This window comes from Pseudomonas sp. B10(2017) (assembly GCF_002113295.1).
In the GTDB taxonomy this organism is placed as follows: Bacteria; Pseudomonadota; Gammaproteobacteria; order Pseudomonadales; family Pseudomonadaceae; genus Aquipseudomonas; species Aquipseudomonas pudica.
In genome coordinates this window covers 105,185-118,866 of the sequence record NZ_NEJU01000002.1, presented here as the reverse complement: position 1 = coordinate 118,866, position 13,682 = coordinate 105,185, and the positions used below count along the sequence as shown (strand labels likewise).

Below are 13,682 nucleotides of genomic sequence, written 5' to 3'. Positions count from 1 at the left end.
TTCGTCAGAAATGGGGGCTGCGAAGCAGCCCCCATGCTCTCCGGGGGCTGGACCATTTCAATCTTCCTGTGCAAGCTGGTGCACGACAGTGGTTGCACACAGAAGGTAATCGTTCGTGAACCCCGAAACCATGCTGGCGGCATTGCCAGGCTACGCCATGTCGGCAGAGTCCATCCAGGTGCTGCCCGATGCCAAGGCCTACCGCGCCTGCCTGCTTGAGCGCATCCGCGCCGCAACCCGGCGTATCGTCATCGTTGCGTTGTACCTGCAGGAAGACGAGGCTGGCCAGGAAGTGCTGGATGCCCTGTACCAGGCCAAGGCCGCGCGGCCAGGGCTGGAAATCACCATCGTGGTCGACTGGTTCCGTGCCCGCCGTGGCCTGCTGGGCGCCGGCCGCCAGCCGGGTAACGCCGCCTGGTACCAGGCACAGCGCCAGCACCATGGGCTGGACATCGTCATCCATGGCGTACCGGTCCAGACCCGCGAGCTGTTCGGCGTGTTGCACCTGAAGGGCAGCATCATCGACGACTGCGTGATCTACACCGGCGCCAGCCTCAACAACGTGTACCTGCACCGTTTCGACCGTTACCGCCTGGACCGCTACCACCTGTTCCAGTCACCAGAGCTGGCCGATGCGATGGTCGGGCTGGTGCGACGCCTGCTGCACCACACCGCCACACCGCGCCTCGACCTGCCGGCGCCACCCTCTACCCGCAGCCTGCGCGTTGACATCCGGCGCTTGCGCGCGCGGCTGCGGCGCATGGCCTATGAGGCACCGGCCAGCGCAGCAGGGCAGGGCCTGCGGGTTATTCCGCTGTTGGGTGTGGGCCGTGGCAACCCGCTGAACCGGGCGCTGTGCGCCTTGCTGGCGGCGGCGCGCACACAGGTCATCATCAGCACGCCGTACTTCAACCCACCCCGGGTGCTGATGCGCGAGCTCGACCATGCCCTGGCGCGTGGCGTGCGGGTGGAGCTGATCGTTGGTGATCGCACGGCCAACGATTTCTATATCGCCCCTGGCGAGCCGTTCAGCGCCAGCGGCGCGTTGCCCTACCTGTACGAAGACAACCTGCGCGCTTTCACCCGACGTCGCCACGCTGCGATTGCAAGCGGCCAGCTGCAGGTGCGGATCTGGAACGACCCCGGGCATACCTTCCATGCCAAGGGCGTGTGGGTCGACCAGCGCTATTCGCTGCTGACCGGCAACAACCTGAACCCGCGCGGCTTCAACCTGGACCTGGAGAACGGCCTGCTGATCGATGACCCGCAAGAGCAATGGCTGGGGCCACGGGAGGCAGAGTTGGCCGAGTTGCGCCGGCATGCGCCGAAGATCGGCTCGGCAGAGGAATTGGGAGTCAAGGCCGAGCACCCCAAGGAAGTGCGCAGGTTCCTGCGGCGGCTGCGCTATAGCCGGCTGGAGCCGCTGATCAAACGGGTGCTCTGAGGGAATTCAAGCGTTTTTGTGGGAGCGGCCTTTTTGTCCGGGCAACGGCTTACTGCGCCGGGGCCAGGCGAATACCACTCACCTGCACCTGATCACCGGGCTTGAAGCGGGCATTGGGCGAGCGATAGCGCTGGGTACTGCCGTCGTCATGGCGTACCACGTAGGCTGCATCGCTGTGTCCACTGCCTTGTTGCACGGCGGCTCCGCCAAATGCACCCAGGGCTGCACCGGCGATGGCGCCGAACGGGCCGCCGAGCGCGGCACCGACCATCAGGCCGGTGACGCCCCCGACGCCATGGCCCACCGTGTTGTCGGGGCTTTCCGAGAGCACCTCGTCGGCGCAGGCGGGCAGGGCGATGGACAGGGACATCGCCAGAGGGAGAAGGATATTTTTCATGATGGTTATTTCCGCAAGGCAGGTAGTGGCGAAGAGAATGGTTCAGCTTTCGTGCCAGCTGGGCAGCCCTTGCAGATGAGGGTGTTACGCTGGTGTGTTGTCATAACGACAGCAGTTTTTGTGGTGCAAATGACTGGCTGATGTCAATATGACATTTCGCCCGCACGGTATTGGCCAGGGCTGGGCTATCATTTGCAGGCTGGTGGTGTAAGGCTCCTCTGAAAAGTCATCACGAGCGCATACAATCGGGCCTTTTCCTCGTCAACCAGATAGGCCGAACCGTTCATGGCGCTTGATCCACCCACGATGCTGACTATCTCGATCGCCCTGGCTGCTGCGGCTGCGTTGTACCTGGCGATCGAGTGGCGCAGCGTCCGCGAGCCGTCACTGCTGTTCTGGAGCGCAGGCTTTGCCACCATCACGATTGGTTCCACCCTGGCCTTGCTGCGCGGCATCGGTTTGTTGCTGATCGGTATCTGGTTCGCCAACGGCCTGCTGGTGGTGGCGCACTGGTTCTTCCTGATGGGTGTGTTGCGTTTCACCCAGGAGCGGCTGTCGCGTATCTGGTTATCGGTCGTGCTGGTGTGGTTCGCCTTGCTGCTGTTGCCTGTGGGGCCGCAGTGGTCGAAGGTGATGCTGATGGTCAACTCGTTGCTGGTGGCGCTGTTGACGCTCAAGGCCAGCTGGCTGTTGCGGCCGCATGGCAGGTCGCTGAGTGTTGGCGCGGTGCAGTTGCGCTATGTGTTGCTGGTTCATGGGTTGTTCTATGTGGCCAAGGCGATCATTGCGATCACACCGGGTACGTTGATTGACCTGGCCACCTTCGGCGGGCTGATCATTCAGGTTTCGTTGGTCGAAGGTGCGATGGCGATCATGCTGATTGCCTTGTCGATGACTGGCACCGTGCGCTACCGGCGCGAGGAGCGGATTGCCCGCCTGGCAGCCCGTGACCCGTTGACAGCGCTGTACAACCGACGTGCACTGGAGGTGCGGGCGGGGCCTTTCTTCAAGGCAGTGGACTCGGCGCAACCCGGGGCCTTGCTATTGATCGACATCGACAATTTCAAATTGGTCAACGACCTGCACGGGCATGTTGCGGGGGACCGCTTGCTGATTGCCCTGAGCGAGATGATTCGTGCGGTGCTGCCCGAGCGCTCGCTGGCGGCGCGGCTGGGTGGTGATGAGTTCGTCATTCTGCTGTGTGGTGCGAGCAGCGAGCGGGTCATGGAGCTGGGAGGACTGCTGCGCGAGCAGTTCCAGCAGTATGCCAGCAAGACGGTACCTACGCCGCAGCCGGTCACCTTGAGCATCGGCGCCAACCTGTTCGACCAACCGCCGACGAGCCTTGCAGCCTTGATCGAGCAGGGGGATGTCGCCTTGTACCAGTCCAAGCGCGGTGGGCGCGACAGCATCCGCTTCGTCGAACGACCGATGGCCGATCTCAGTTAGCCATATCCAAAAAGCCAAATAGCTGCAGGCCCCGTCCGTGGGGCCTCAGCAAGAATGGCGACTCAGGTCACCACCTGGTAGCACGGTACATACGCCGCGCCGCCAGGTAACTTCATCCGATGCTGGTCGACGAACGCCTGCAACAGCCGGCCCAGTGGGTCCAGCACGGCGCTGTCGCCACGGATCTGATATGGCCCGTGTTCCTCGATCAGGCGGATGCCCTTGTCTTTCACGTTGCCAGCAACGATGCCGGAAAACGCCCGGCGCAGGTTGGCGGCCAGTTCGTGAGCCGGCAGCTCGCGGCGCAGGTCGAGGTCGGCCATGGCCTGGTGGGTCGGGTCGAACGGGCGCTGGAAGCTCTCCTCGATCTTCAGCAGCCAGTTGAAGTGGAAGGCATCGTTGCGCTCGCGGCGGAACTGCTTCACCGCCTTGAGCCCTTCGACCATGTGCCGGGCAACTTCAGCCGGGTCATCGATGATGATCTCGTACAGGCGGTGCGCCGCTTCACCCAGGGTGGCGCCCACGAAGGCATGCAATTGTTGCAGGTACGGCTCGGCGCTGCGCGGGCCGGTGAGTACCACCGGGAAAGGCAGGTCCTGGTTGTCCGGATGCATGAGGATGCCCAGCAGGTAGAGGAACTCCTCGGCCGTGCCGGCACCGCCCGGGAAGATGATGATGCCGTGGCCGACCCGGACGAAAGCTTCCAGACGCTTCTCGATGTCCGGCAGGATCACCAGTTCGTTGACGATCGGGTTGGGCGCTTCGGCGGCGATGATGCCCGGCTCGGTGAGGCCCAGGTAGCGGCTGCCGTGCATGCGTTGCTTGGCGTGGGCAATGGTGGCGCCCTTCATAGGGCCCTTCATCACACCCGGGCCGCAGCCTGTGCACACGTCCAGCTTGCGCAGGCCCAGCTCGTGGCCGACCTTCTTGGTGTACTGGTATTCCTCGCTGCTGATCGAATGGCCACCCCAGCACACCACCATCTTCGGCTCCACGCCCGGGCGCAGGGTGCGGGCGTTACGCAGCAGGTGGAAGACATAGTCGGTGATGCCCTGGGAGCTTTCCAGGTCGATGCGCTGGCTGGCCAGCTCGCTTTCGGTGTAGACGATGTCGCGCAGTGCGCTGAACAGCATTTCACGGGTGCTGGCGATCATTTCGCCATCGACGAAGGCGTCGGCCGGGGCATTCAGCAGCTCCAGGCGCACGCCGCGGTCCTGTTGATGGATACGTACCTCGAAATCCTGATAGGCCTCGAGTATGGTCTTGGCATTGTCGACATGGGCGCCGGTGTTGAGGATGGCCAGGGCGCACTGGCGGAAAAGGGTGTAAAGGCTACCGGTACCGACTTCACTCAGTTGCTGCACTTCACGTTGTGACAGCGTCTCCAGGCTGCCTTTGGGGCTGACGGATGCATTGATGACATTGCGTTGAGGCATCTAAGTCTTTCCTGTGCGGGTAAAACATCCTTCTTTGACAACACCATACCGAGAAATGTGGACGGCAACGAGGGGGGAGTGGAAAAAGCTTGAGACCAGGCTGGCTTCTTCGCGGGCTTGCCCGCTCCCCCAGGGGCCGCGCTGCTTTCAGGCTTGCGCTGGACCTGTGGGAGCGGGCAAGCCCGCGAAGCAGGCGACTCGGTCTCAAGTCATCCCAACAGCTTCTGCACACCCAGGGTAATGGCCACGCCACCAAACACCAGCCAAAGGTTGAGAATCGCCCCGGTGGCCAGCGCCCGCGGCCCGGCCTGGCGAATCTGGCTGAGGCGCGTCTCCATCCCCAGCGCGGTCATGGCCATGGTCAGGGCGAAGGTATCCAGGCTGTTGATCGTCTGGGTCAGGCTGCCCGGCAACACCTGCAGCGAGTTCACCAGTACCAGCGCGAGGAAGCCGAAGGCGAACCAGGGCATGGCGATGCGCCCATTGCCCTGTGCCTGGCCCGGCTGGCGCGCGCGGCTGATCCAAAGGCCCACCACCAGCAGTACCGGTACCAGCAACATCACCCGGGTCATCTTGACGATGGTGGCGATATGCGTGGCCTCGGGGCTGACGTTGCTGGCCGCACCGACCACCTGGGCCACTTCGTGAATGGTGCCTCCCAGGAACAGCCCGGCGCCCATGGTGTCCAGGTGCAGCCAGCCGGCATTGATCGCCAACGGGTAGAGGAACATCGACAGGGTGCCGAACAGCACCACGCTACCCACCGCCATGGCACTTTTATGCGGTGCACTGCGCAGGGCCGACTCGAAGGCCAGTACCGCGGCGGCGCCGCAGATGGCGCTGCCGGCTGCGGTCAGCAAGGCGGTATCGCGGTCCAGCTTGAACAGCTTCATGCCGCACCACAGGCCGATCAGCAGTGTGCTGGACACCACCAGCAACGACACGATGAGCCCGGACCAGCCGACTTCGGCAATTTCCTGCAGGCTTACCCGCAGGCCAAAGAAGGCCACGGCAATGCGCAGCAGGCCGCGGGCCGAAAAGTTGATACCCGCCGCCCAGCTTGCCGGTACACCGTCACGCAGTGCATTGCCGTAAAGCGCACCGGCGACGATACCGACGATCAGCGGGCTGATGCCCATGTTGGCAATGGCGGGCAGGGCAGCCAACTGGGTGACCGCAAGCGCGAACAGCGCGACGAACAGGATGCCATTGAGCCGCCCTCGGGTAGAGAGGGTAGGAGCAAAGGCGGGGTTGGACGGAGCCGTGGCCATGTGAGTCCTCCGGAAAAGTGTTTCGACATGGCTTACGTTAGTCTGGTTATAAGCTTATAAAAAATCGTAATTTAGGATGGCAAATATCCGTTTAGCTGATATTTTTTATTCATGACCCCAGAACAACTGATAACGTTTGCTACCGTCGCCGAGCACGGCAACATCAGCCATGCGGCCCAGGCCCTGCACTTGTCGCAGCCGGCGGTATCTGGCCAGCTCAAGTTGCTGCAGGAGGCCTTTGGCGAGCCTCTGTATCAACGCGCCGGCCGTGGTGTGCGGCTGACAGCAGCCGGCGAGCAATTGCTGGCCCATGCCGAGCGCTTGCGCGAAACCTTCCGTCAGGCCCAGGCATTGCGCGAGGCCATGCGCGGGCTGGAGCGCGGCACCTTGCGCATCGGCGCCAGTACCACGCCGGCAAGCTACCTGCTGCCTTACCTGATTGCCGATTTCCATGCCCGCTATCCGGAGGTGCTGGTGAGTACTTCCAACGGCAACACGGCGGAAATCGTCGCTGCGCTGGATAGCGTCGATATCGCCCTGATCGAAGGGCCGCCTGGGCAGGAACTGCCATTGGGCACGGCGGTGACGGCGTGGCGGGAAGACGAGATCGTGGCCATCGTGCCGCGTGCTCATCCGCTGGCTGGCAGTGACCGGCAGACACTGGAATCACTGGGGGCCTACCCGTTGGTGTTGCGCGAGAGCGGCTCGGGTGTGCGGCAGATCGTCGAGCGGGCATTTGCCCGCAGCGGCGTGGCGATGCGCGTGGCGCTGGAAATTGCCGGGGTGGAAGGGGTGAAGGAAGCGGTGCGGGCCGGGATGGGGATCGGTTTTGTATCGGCGATGTCGATCCGGCATGAGGATGGGGCGTTGCAGCGGTTGCAGGTCGTGCCGCAGGCGCTGGTGCGGCGGTTTTCCATTCTGGTGCCGCATGCCGCCACCCCCTCGCGGGCTGCGGCGCGGTTTCTGGAGTTGTGTGTTGGTCTGCAAGAGGTGGGGTGACTGTGCAGGCCTCAATCCACCCGAAAGACATGCTTCAGATAGGCCACGAAGTTCTCATCCCGGCACTGTGTCTTGCCCGGGCTGTCGGAAATCTTGGCCACCGGGGCCCCATTGCACGCTGTCATCTTGATCACGATGTTCATTGGCTCCACCCCCGGGATATCGCAGGTCAGCCTGGTCCCAATGCCAAAGCTCACATTGATCCGCTCATGCAACGCCCGGTACAACCCCAGCGCCTTGGGAAGGTCCAGCCCGTCGGAAAAGATCAGGGTCTTGCTCTTCGGGTCGATCCCCAGCCGCTCATAGTGGGCAATGGCCTTTTCCGCCCAGGCCAGCGGGTCGCCCGAATCGTGCCGCAAGCCATCGAACAGCTTGGCGAAGTACAGGTCGAAGTCGCCCAGGAACGCGTCCATGGTGATGCAGTCGGTCAGGGCAATGCCCAGCAGCCCCCGGTATTCCCGCACCCAGCATTCCAGCGCGGCAGCCTGGCTGTCGACCAGGCGCGGGCCAAGTTGCTGGTGGGCCATGAACCACTCGTGGGCCATGGTGCCGATCGGCTTGAGCTGGTATTCGCGGGCCAGGTGCACGTTGCTGGTACCGACAAAGCGGCCCGGGAAGTCACGCTTCAGAATGTGCACCACCTCGTCCTGCACCCGGTAGGAGAAGCGCCGCCGGGTGCCGAAGTCGGCCAGTTGGAAACCGGCCAGTTCATCGGCGCTGGCTGCGGCCTTCAGCCAGTCGAGGTTCTGATACAGGCGCTCGCGGACTTGCTCGATCACCACCTCGCGATACCGATAGCGGTTGCGTACCTCGCTGATGATCGCCAGTAGCGGGATCTCGTAGAGAATCACGTGCAACCACGGCCCGCGCACGCGAATCGCCAGTTGGCCGGCATCATCCAGGCCTACCTGTACATAGCGCAGGTTGAAGCGGAACAGGCTGAGAAAGCGGATGAAGTCCGGTTTGATAAACGGGATCTTCTCCAGGTAGGCGAGCTGGTCATGCGTGACGCTGACATCGGCCAGTTGCTCGACCTGGTAGCGGATTTCCGCCAGGTAAGGTGCGAGGTTCTCGCCGTTACGGCAGCGGAATTCCCATTCCACCTCGGCGTTGGGATAGTTGTGCAGCACCGCCTGCATCATGGTGATCTTGTAGAAGTCGGTGTCCAGCAGGTTCTGGATGATGCGTGGACCGAAAACGCTGTCGCTCATGGGCGGTCTTCCTTGATCAGAGAGAGCTGGTGGTCGAGCGCGGCTTCGTCGCCGCAGAGGATCACGCCCTCGGCAGCCAGGGCGCCACATGCCTCGATGGCGCCCGCCTGGGTGAGGGCGCGGCAGGCCGGCAGGTACAACAGCACCCGAAAGCCAGCCTGGCGCAATTGGCGAGCGGTGGTCCTGACGCAATAGTCCAGGGCCAGGCCACCGACGATCACCGCGCCCACCTGCTGTACCTTGAGGTACTCGATCACCCCGGTGGAGCGGCGCTCGGCCAGGTCGTGATAGCAGGCGCCGTAGGGGTGCAGGTCGGGCTCGACGCCTTTCCACACGAAATAGTCGTAGTCGATGGGGGCAGGCAGGCCGGGCAGCAACTCGAAGCCGGGCGTGCCGGGGACACAGTGGCTGACCCAGGTCAGGTCAGCGTTGGCCAGCTGCAAGGGCTGCAGCATGTGCGCGGGGTCGGCGACTACCCAGGCGGCGTTGGCCGGGTGGGCGTCCTTGCTGCCCAGGCGCAGGTCGGCACGCAAGGCCATGGTATTCAGATCAGCCGCGATTTCGTCACCCTCGGGGACGGGCAGTTCTTGCGGCACATTGCTGGTGAAGCCGTTCTGGGCGTCGACATCGAAACTGGCGATCTTCATGGCGGTTCTCCTCGCTGGAATGGCTATATAATTCACCTGGTGTATTAAGTGTGTCAAGTGACATTTGACATAGGCTTTTTGCTTGCCTTACTTAGATGCCCTGGTGGATTATGGGGCGCTTGAACAAGGAGTCGCCCGGTGAATGCAGTAGAAGTTCTGGCCAGCGTCGATATCGTGGCGCTGCGCATGGCCCCCGAAGCTCAGCATCTGCAGGTGCTGTTGCACCGTCGTGAGCGTGAACCGCATGCCGGCCAGTGGGCCCTGCCCGGGGTGATCGTCAATGGCCGCACCCCCGACACCAGCCTGGAAGCTGCCGCCGAACGCGCGCTGCGCGAGAAAACCCAGGTAGTACCTTGCTACATGGAACAGGTGGGCACCGAGGGCAATGCTTTCCGCGACCCGCGTGGATGGTCACTCAGCACCTATTACCTGGCATTGCTTGATCCGAGGCAGGTCGTCGAAGGCGAGCAACTGGCGTTTTTCGACTTGGACAGCGTATTGGCGCGCAAGGTGCTGTTGCCCTTTGATCATAACCTGCTGGTGGAGCGCGCCCGTGAGCGGCTGGCGGCGAAGACGGTGTACAGCAGCCTGCCGCTGTACCTGCTGGCGGAGAAGTTCACTGTGCTGGATGCGCTAGGTGCGGTGCAGGCTTGCCTGGGGCAGGCGGTGAACAACACCTCGCTGCGCAAACGCCTGGAGCGCTTGCGCGAGCTGGGGTGGGTGAGTGATACCGGTGAGAAGAACCAGCCGAGGCTGGGTAGGCCGCAGCAGTTGTATCGATACACACCACAGGGGGAGCGGGCGTTCATGTTTGATCGCAGTCTGCTGCCTGAGGGCGCTTAGTCGCCTGTAGCGGTGCGTGCAGCGGTTGGCATTCTGTTGATCCGCGGGTGCCTTGCTGCACCGTGTCACTCGTCGCCGTAGTTCATGATCGACAACAGACGGATGGGTACCTGCACCAGCTTCTCGGGGCCGTGCGGGGTCTCGCCGTCGAAAGTCAGGCTGTCGCCCGCCTGCATGTGATAGAGCTGGTTGCCGTGGCGGTACACCAGTTCACCCTCGAGCAGGTGGAGGAACTCGGTGCCGGGGTGGGCGAAGGTTGGAAACTCTTCGCTGGCGTCATCCATGGTCACCATGTACGCCTCGAAGTTCTTCTTCGGCCCCCTGGCGTGGTTGAGCAAATGGTAGGTGTGGCCTTTCTCGGTACCGCGGCGCACCACCTCCAGCCCTTCACCGGCTTTCACCAACAAGGCATTACCGTCGGGCTGGTCATATTGGCTGAACAGCTTGGCCATCGGCATGCCCAGCACGTCGCACAGGCGGCTGAGGGTGTCGAGGCTGGTGGACACCTGGGCGTTCTCGATCTTGCTCAGCATGCCTTGGCTGATGCCGGCGATGCGCGCCACATCGGCGAGCTTGAGGGACTGGGCCTGGCGCTGGCGCTTGATCTGCAAGCCCAGGTACTGCTCCAGACGAAGGCGCGGTTCGGTTTCGGTTGGCATCGAATGTCCTGCACGGTTTCAGTTCAAGAATAATGTTTTCGCACTAGGAAAGTGCGAAATGGCAGCTGCGGTGGACGCATCTTTCCTCGGGTGAAAACAAGTTTCCCATAAACGGAGCGTGGAAATCTGCTTGGTTTTGGGTTGTCGGTGCCGGCCTCTTCGCGGGTAAACCCGCTGCCACAAGCCCGCGAAGAGGCCCGAACAGGCAACACAAGGTTGCACCCTGAATGAAGTTGGCAAGCGCATTGCATTCCTGTGAGGAAAGTAAGTTTCTCTTGCGGAATCATTGCCCCTTGCTCAGGAGTGTCCAACCCATGTTGCCAGCAGAAACCCAGCGCACCCTCGATCAGCACGGCATCAAGTACGTGCTGGCGCAGTTCGTCGATATCCATGGCTCGGCGAAGACCAAATCGGTGCCGGTCTCGGGCCTGAAGATGGTGGCCGAGGAGGGCGCCGGCTTTGCCGGGTTCGCCATCTGCGGCATGGGCATGGAACCGCACGGCCCCGATTTCATGGCCCGCGGCGACCTTTCGACCTTGATCCCGGTACCCTGGCAGCCGGGGTACGGCCGGGTGGTGTGCGTAGGCCACGTGAACGGCCAACCCTGGCCCTACGACAGCCGCTACGTGTTGCAGCAGCAGGTGCAGCGCCTGGCTGACAAAGGCTGGACCCTGAACACCGGCCTTGAGCCCGAGTTCAGCCTGTTCCGCCGCGACGAGGAGGGCAAGCTGCAACTGGTGGACGCTTCCGACAACCTCGACAAGCCCTGCTACGACTACAAAGGCCTGTCGCGCTCGCGGCTGTTCCTCGAGCGGCTGACCGAGGCGTTGCAGCCGGTGGGCTTCGACATCTACCAGATCGACCACGAGGACGCCAACGGCCAGTTCGAGATCAACTACACCTACAGCGACGCCATGGAGTCGGCCGACCGCTTCACCTTCTTCCGCATGGCCGCCGGCGAGATCGCCAACGACCTGGGGATGATCTGCTCGTTCATGCCCAAGCCCGACCCCAAGCGCGCCGGCAATGGCATGCACTTCCACCTGTCGCTGGCCAGCAGCACCAACAAGAACCTGTTCCATGACCCGTCCGACAGCAGCGGCATGGGCCTGTCGAAGCTGGCCTACCACTTTGCCGCGGGCCTGCTGGCCCATGGCCCGGCGCTGTGCGCCTTCGCTGCGCCCACGGTCAACTCGTACAAGCGCCTGGTGGTCGGCCGCTCGCTATCCGGCGCCACCTGGGCCCCGGCGTTTGTCGCCTACGGCGCCAACAACCGCTCGGCGATGGTGCGTATCCCCTATGGCCGCCTGGAGTTCCGCCTGCCGGACGCTGGCTGCAACCCGTACCTGGTCACCGCCGCGATCATCGCCGCCGGCCTCGATGGCATCGACCGTCAGCTGGAGCCGAGCGAGATGTGCAACGAGAACCTCTACAACCTGAGCCTGGAAGAGATTGCCGCACGCGGTATCAAGACCTTGCCGCAGTCGTTGAAGGAAGCCGCCGACGCCCTGGAGGCCGATCCGCTGTTCCGCGAAGTGCTGGGCGGCGAGATCGTCGACGAGTTCATCAAGCTCAAGCGCATGGAGTGGGTGGAGTACTGCCGCCATGTCTCCGACTGGGAAATCCAGCGTTACACCGAGTTCTTCTGACCGCCCCCAATCCCTTGGGCGGCCAGCACGAAAACGGTTGCCCACTGCCTAGTAAGGAGCATCACCATGTGTGGAATCGTAGGTCTGTACCTGAAAAAGCCCGAGCTGGAAGCCCAGCTCGGCAAGCTCTTCGAACCCATGCTCGAAGCCATGACCGACCGTGGCCCGGACAGCGCCGGTTTTGCCATCTACGGCGACGAAGTGGCCGATGGCTGGGTCAAGCTCACCCTGCAGGCCACTGACATCAACTACCCCTGGGCGGCCCTGATGGGCCAGCTGGAAGGGCGCCTGGGCTGCTCGCTGGACTGGTTCCAGAACGCCAGCGCCGCCGTGCTCAAGGTGCACACCGGCGAGGCGTCGGCCCGCCATGCCCTGAGCGAACTGGCCCCTGACGTGCGCATCATGAGCGCCGGGCAGAGCATCGAGATCCTCAAGGGCATGGGCCTGCCGGCGGAAATCTCCAGCCGCTTCGGCCTGGCCGGAATGAAAGGCAGCCACATCATCGGCCATACCCGCATGGCCACCGAAAGCGCCGTGACCATGGAGGGCAGCCACCCGTTCTCCACCGGCGCCGACCTGTGCCTGGTGCACAACGGTTCGCTGTCCAACCACTTCCGCCTGCGCCAGGAGCTCAAGCGCGAAGGCATCTGCTTCGAGACCGACAACGACACCGAAGTGGCCGCCGGCTACCTGACCTGGCGCCTGCAGCAGGGCGACAGCCTGGCCCAGGCCCTGGATGGCGCGCTGGAGGACCTGGACGGCTTCTTCACCTTCGCCATCGGCACCCGCAATGGCTTTGCCGTGATCCGCGACCCGATCGCCTGCAAGCCTGCCGTGCTGGCCGAGACCGATGACTACGTGGCCATGGCCTCGGAGTACCAGGCGCTGGCCAGCCTGCCGGGCATCGAGAACGCCAAGGTCTGGGAACCGACCCCGGCCACCCTGTACGTCTGGGAACGCGAAGGCGCCTGACCTGCCACCGAACCACTGGAGAACCACATGAAGACGATCGACCTTTCCAGCACCTCGGTGCGAGTCCTCAACCAGTCCTTGCACGGTGAGGTGCAGGACCACGAATGGCGGGTGACCCACCCCGACGGCAAGCACAACCTGGCCGTGGGCATCAACGCCGCAGTGGCCGTGGATATCGAAGGCCACGCCGGCTACTACTGCGCCGGCATGAACCAGAAGGCCAGCGTCACCGTGCATGGCAACGTCGGTGTCGGCGTGGCCGAGAACATGATGTCCGGCTCGGTGCGGGTCAAGGGCAGCGCCTCCCAGGCCGCCGGCGCCACCGCCCACGGCGGGCTGCTGGTGATCGAGGGCGACGCCGGCGCGCGTTGCGGTATTTCAATGAAGGGTGTGGATATCGTCGTCGGCGGCAGCATCGGCCACATGAGCTGCTTCATGGGCCAGGCGGGGCGTTTGGTGGTGTGTGGCGATGCCGGCGATGCGCTGGGCGATTCGCTGTACGAGGTGCGCATCTACGTCAAGGGTGCGGTGCAGTCGCTGGGCTCGGATTGCATCGAGAAAGAGATGCGCGCCGAGCACCTGCAAGAGCTGCAGGAACTGCTGAACAAGGCCGGCCTGGACCACAAGGCTGCCGATTTCAAACGCTACGGCTCGGCTCGCCAGCTGTACAACTTCAAAGTCGACAACGCCAGCGCGTACTGATTC

The 13,682-nt window shown here is 63.3% G+C and carries 13 protein-coding genes; 7 read left to right on the top strand and 6 right to left on the bottom strand.

Annotation, left to right across the window (positions count from 1 at the left end; genetic code table 11):
- Positions 1 to 115 precede the first annotated feature (115 nt).
- Positions 116 to 1,444 carry a CDP-diacylglycerol--serine O-phosphatidyltransferase gene (pssA, locus tag CAF92_RS03105; RefSeq protein ID WP_085599147.1) on the top strand — a complete coding sequence of 443 codons (1,329 nt, stop codon included), beginning with the start codon at positions 116 to 118 and terminating at the stop codon, positions 1,442 to 1,444.
- Between the two features lie 49 nt (positions 1,445 to 1,493).
- Here the strand turns inward: pssA and CAF92_RS03100 are convergent, their stop codons facing one another.
- Positions 1,494 to 1,841 carry a hypothetical protein gene (locus tag CAF92_RS03100; RefSeq protein ID WP_046615242.1) on the bottom strand — a complete coding sequence of 116 codons (348 nt, stop codon included), beginning with the start codon at positions 1,839 to 1,841 and terminating at the stop codon, positions 1,494 to 1,496.
- Between the two features lie 306 nt (positions 1,842 to 2,147).
- On the opposite strand from CAF92_RS03100, the gene CAF92_RS03095 reads away from it, so the two are divergent.
- Positions 2,148 to 3,290 carry a GGDEF domain-containing protein gene (locus CAF92_RS03095; protein ID WP_046615243.1) on the top strand — a complete coding sequence of 381 codons (1,143 nt, stop codon included), beginning with the start codon at positions 2,148 to 2,150 and terminating at the stop codon, positions 3,288 to 3,290.
- 62 nt (positions 3,291 to 3,352) lie between these two features.
- Here CAF92_RS03095 and ppnN read toward each other — a convergent pair whose 3' ends face one another.
- Together ppnN and CAF92_RS03085 are read right to left on the bottom strand one after the other, a co-directional pair.
- Positions 3,353 to 4,726, bottom strand: coding sequence for a nucleotide 5'-monophosphate nucleosidase PpnN (gene ppnN / locus CAF92_RS03090; protein WP_046615244.1), 1,374 nt, complete (start codon positions 4,724 to 4,726; stop codon positions 3,353 to 3,355).
- A gap of 209 nt (positions 4,727 to 4,935) precedes the next feature.
- Entirely contained in the window at positions 4,936 to 5,997 is a 1,062-nt protein-coding gene (locus CAF92_RS03085) for a YeiH family protein (protein WP_085599145.1), read from the bottom strand.
- A 111-nt stretch (positions 5,998 to 6,108) separates the two neighbouring features.
- Between CAF92_RS03085 and CAF92_RS03080 the strand changes: the two genes are divergently transcribed.
- A complete protein-coding gene (locus tag CAF92_RS03080) occupies positions 6,109 to 6,996 on the top strand; it encodes a LysR family transcriptional regulator (protein ID WP_046615246.1) in 888 nt (295 codons plus the stop codon).
- Between the two features lie 11 nt (positions 6,997 to 7,007).
- Here the strand turns inward: CAF92_RS03080 and pncB are convergent, their stop codons facing one another.
- Positions 7,008 to 8,207, bottom strand: a complete 1,200-nt coding sequence (pncB, locus tag CAF92_RS03075) for a nicotinate phosphoribosyltransferase (protein ID WP_085599143.1) — start codon at positions 8,205 to 8,207, stop codon at positions 7,008 to 7,010.
- Complete coding sequence (locus tag CAF92_RS03070) at positions 8,204 to 8,854, bottom strand: isochorismatase family protein (RefSeq protein WP_046615248.1); 651 nt, start codon at positions 8,852 to 8,854, stop codon at positions 8,204 to 8,206. The genes pncB and CAF92_RS03070 overlap by 4 nt, the downstream gene beginning before the upstream one ends.
- 138 nt (positions 8,855 to 8,992) lie before the next feature.
- Here CAF92_RS03070 and CAF92_RS03065 point away from each other — a divergent pair, with 138 nt between their 5' ends.
- Positions 8,993 to 9,697: an NUDIX domain-containing protein gene (locus CAF92_RS03065; protein ID WP_046615249.1), complete on the top strand. Its 705-nt coding sequence runs from the start codon at positions 8,993 to 8,995 to the stop codon at positions 9,695 to 9,697.
- 65 nt (positions 9,698 to 9,762) lie between these two features.
- Here the strand turns inward: CAF92_RS03065 and CAF92_RS03060 are convergent, their stop codons facing one another.
- Positions 9,763 to 10,356 (bottom strand): helix-turn-helix domain-containing protein, encoded by a 594-nt coding sequence (locus CAF92_RS03060; RefSeq protein WP_046615250.1) that lies wholly within the window; start codon positions 10,354 to 10,356, stop codon positions 9,763 to 9,765.
- Between the two features lie 314 nt (positions 10,357 to 10,670).
- Here CAF92_RS03060 and glnT point away from each other — a divergent pair, with 314 nt between their 5' ends.
- The 3 genes from glnT (at position 10,671) to CAF92_RS03045 (ending at position 13,679) form a co-directional block, all read left to right on the top strand.
- Positions 10,671 to 12,005: a type III glutamate--ammonia ligase gene (gene glnT / locus CAF92_RS03055; protein WP_085599141.1), complete on the top strand. Its 1,335-nt coding sequence runs from the start codon at positions 10,671 to 10,673 to the stop codon at positions 12,003 to 12,005.
- A 66-nt stretch (positions 12,006 to 12,071) separates the two neighbouring features.
- Positions 12,072 to 12,977: a glutamine amidotransferase family protein gene (locus CAF92_RS03050; protein ID WP_085599139.1), complete on the top strand. Its 906-nt coding sequence runs from the start codon at positions 12,072 to 12,074 to the stop codon at positions 12,975 to 12,977.
- A gap of 27 nt (positions 12,978 to 13,004) precedes the next feature.
- Positions 13,005 to 13,679: a protein glxC gene (locus CAF92_RS03045; RefSeq protein ID WP_085599137.1), complete on the top strand. Its 675-nt coding sequence runs from the start codon at positions 13,005 to 13,007 to the stop codon at positions 13,677 to 13,679.
- The last annotated feature ends 3 nt before the right edge of the window (positions 13,680 to 13,682 follow it).

What these genes read in the sequence shown, in the direction of transcription:
- ppnN (WP_046615244.1), bottom strand. Translation starts at nt 4,726, where the DNA reads ATGCCTCAACGCAATGTCATCAATGCATCCGTCAGCCCCAAAGGCAGC.
- CAF92_RS03070 (WP_046615248.1), bottom strand. Translation starts at nt 8,854, where the DNA reads ATGAAGATCGCCAGTTTCGATGTCGACGCCCAGAACGGCTTCACCAGC.
- CAF92_RS03085 (WP_085599145.1), bottom strand. Translation starts at nt 5,997, where the DNA reads ATGGCCACGGCTCCGTCCAACCCCGCCTTTGCTCCTACCCTCTCTACC.
- CAF92_RS03050 (WP_085599139.1), top strand. Translation starts at nt 12,072, where the DNA reads ATGTGTGGAATCGTAGGTCTGTACCTGAAAAAGCCCGAGCTGGAAGCC.
- CAF92_RS03080 (WP_046615246.1), top strand. Translation starts at nt 6,109, where the DNA reads ATGACCCCAGAACAACTGATAACGTTTGCTACCGTCGCCGAGCACGGC.
- CAF92_RS03060 (WP_046615250.1), bottom strand. Translation starts at nt 10,356, where the DNA reads ATGCCAACCGAAACCGAACCGCGCCTTCGTCTGGAGCAGTACCTGGGC.
- glnT (WP_085599141.1), top strand. Translation starts at nt 10,671, where the DNA reads ATGTTGCCAGCAGAAACCCAGCGCACCCTCGATCAGCACGGCATCAAG.
- pncB (WP_085599143.1), bottom strand. Translation starts at nt 8,207, where the DNA reads ATGAGCGACAGCGTTTTCGGTCCACGCATCATCCAGAACCTGCTGGAC.
- CAF92_RS03045 (WP_085599137.1), top strand. Translation starts at nt 13,005, where the DNA reads ATGAAGACGATCGACCTTTCCAGCACCTCGGTGCGAGTCCTCAACCAG.
- CAF92_RS03100 (WP_046615242.1), bottom strand. Translation starts at nt 1,841, where the DNA reads ATGAAAAATATCCTTCTCCCTCTGGCGATGTCCCTGTCCATCGCCCTG.
- CAF92_RS03095 (WP_046615243.1), top strand. Translation starts at nt 2,148, where the DNA reads ATGCTGACTATCTCGATCGCCCTGGCTGCTGCGGCTGCGTTGTACCTG.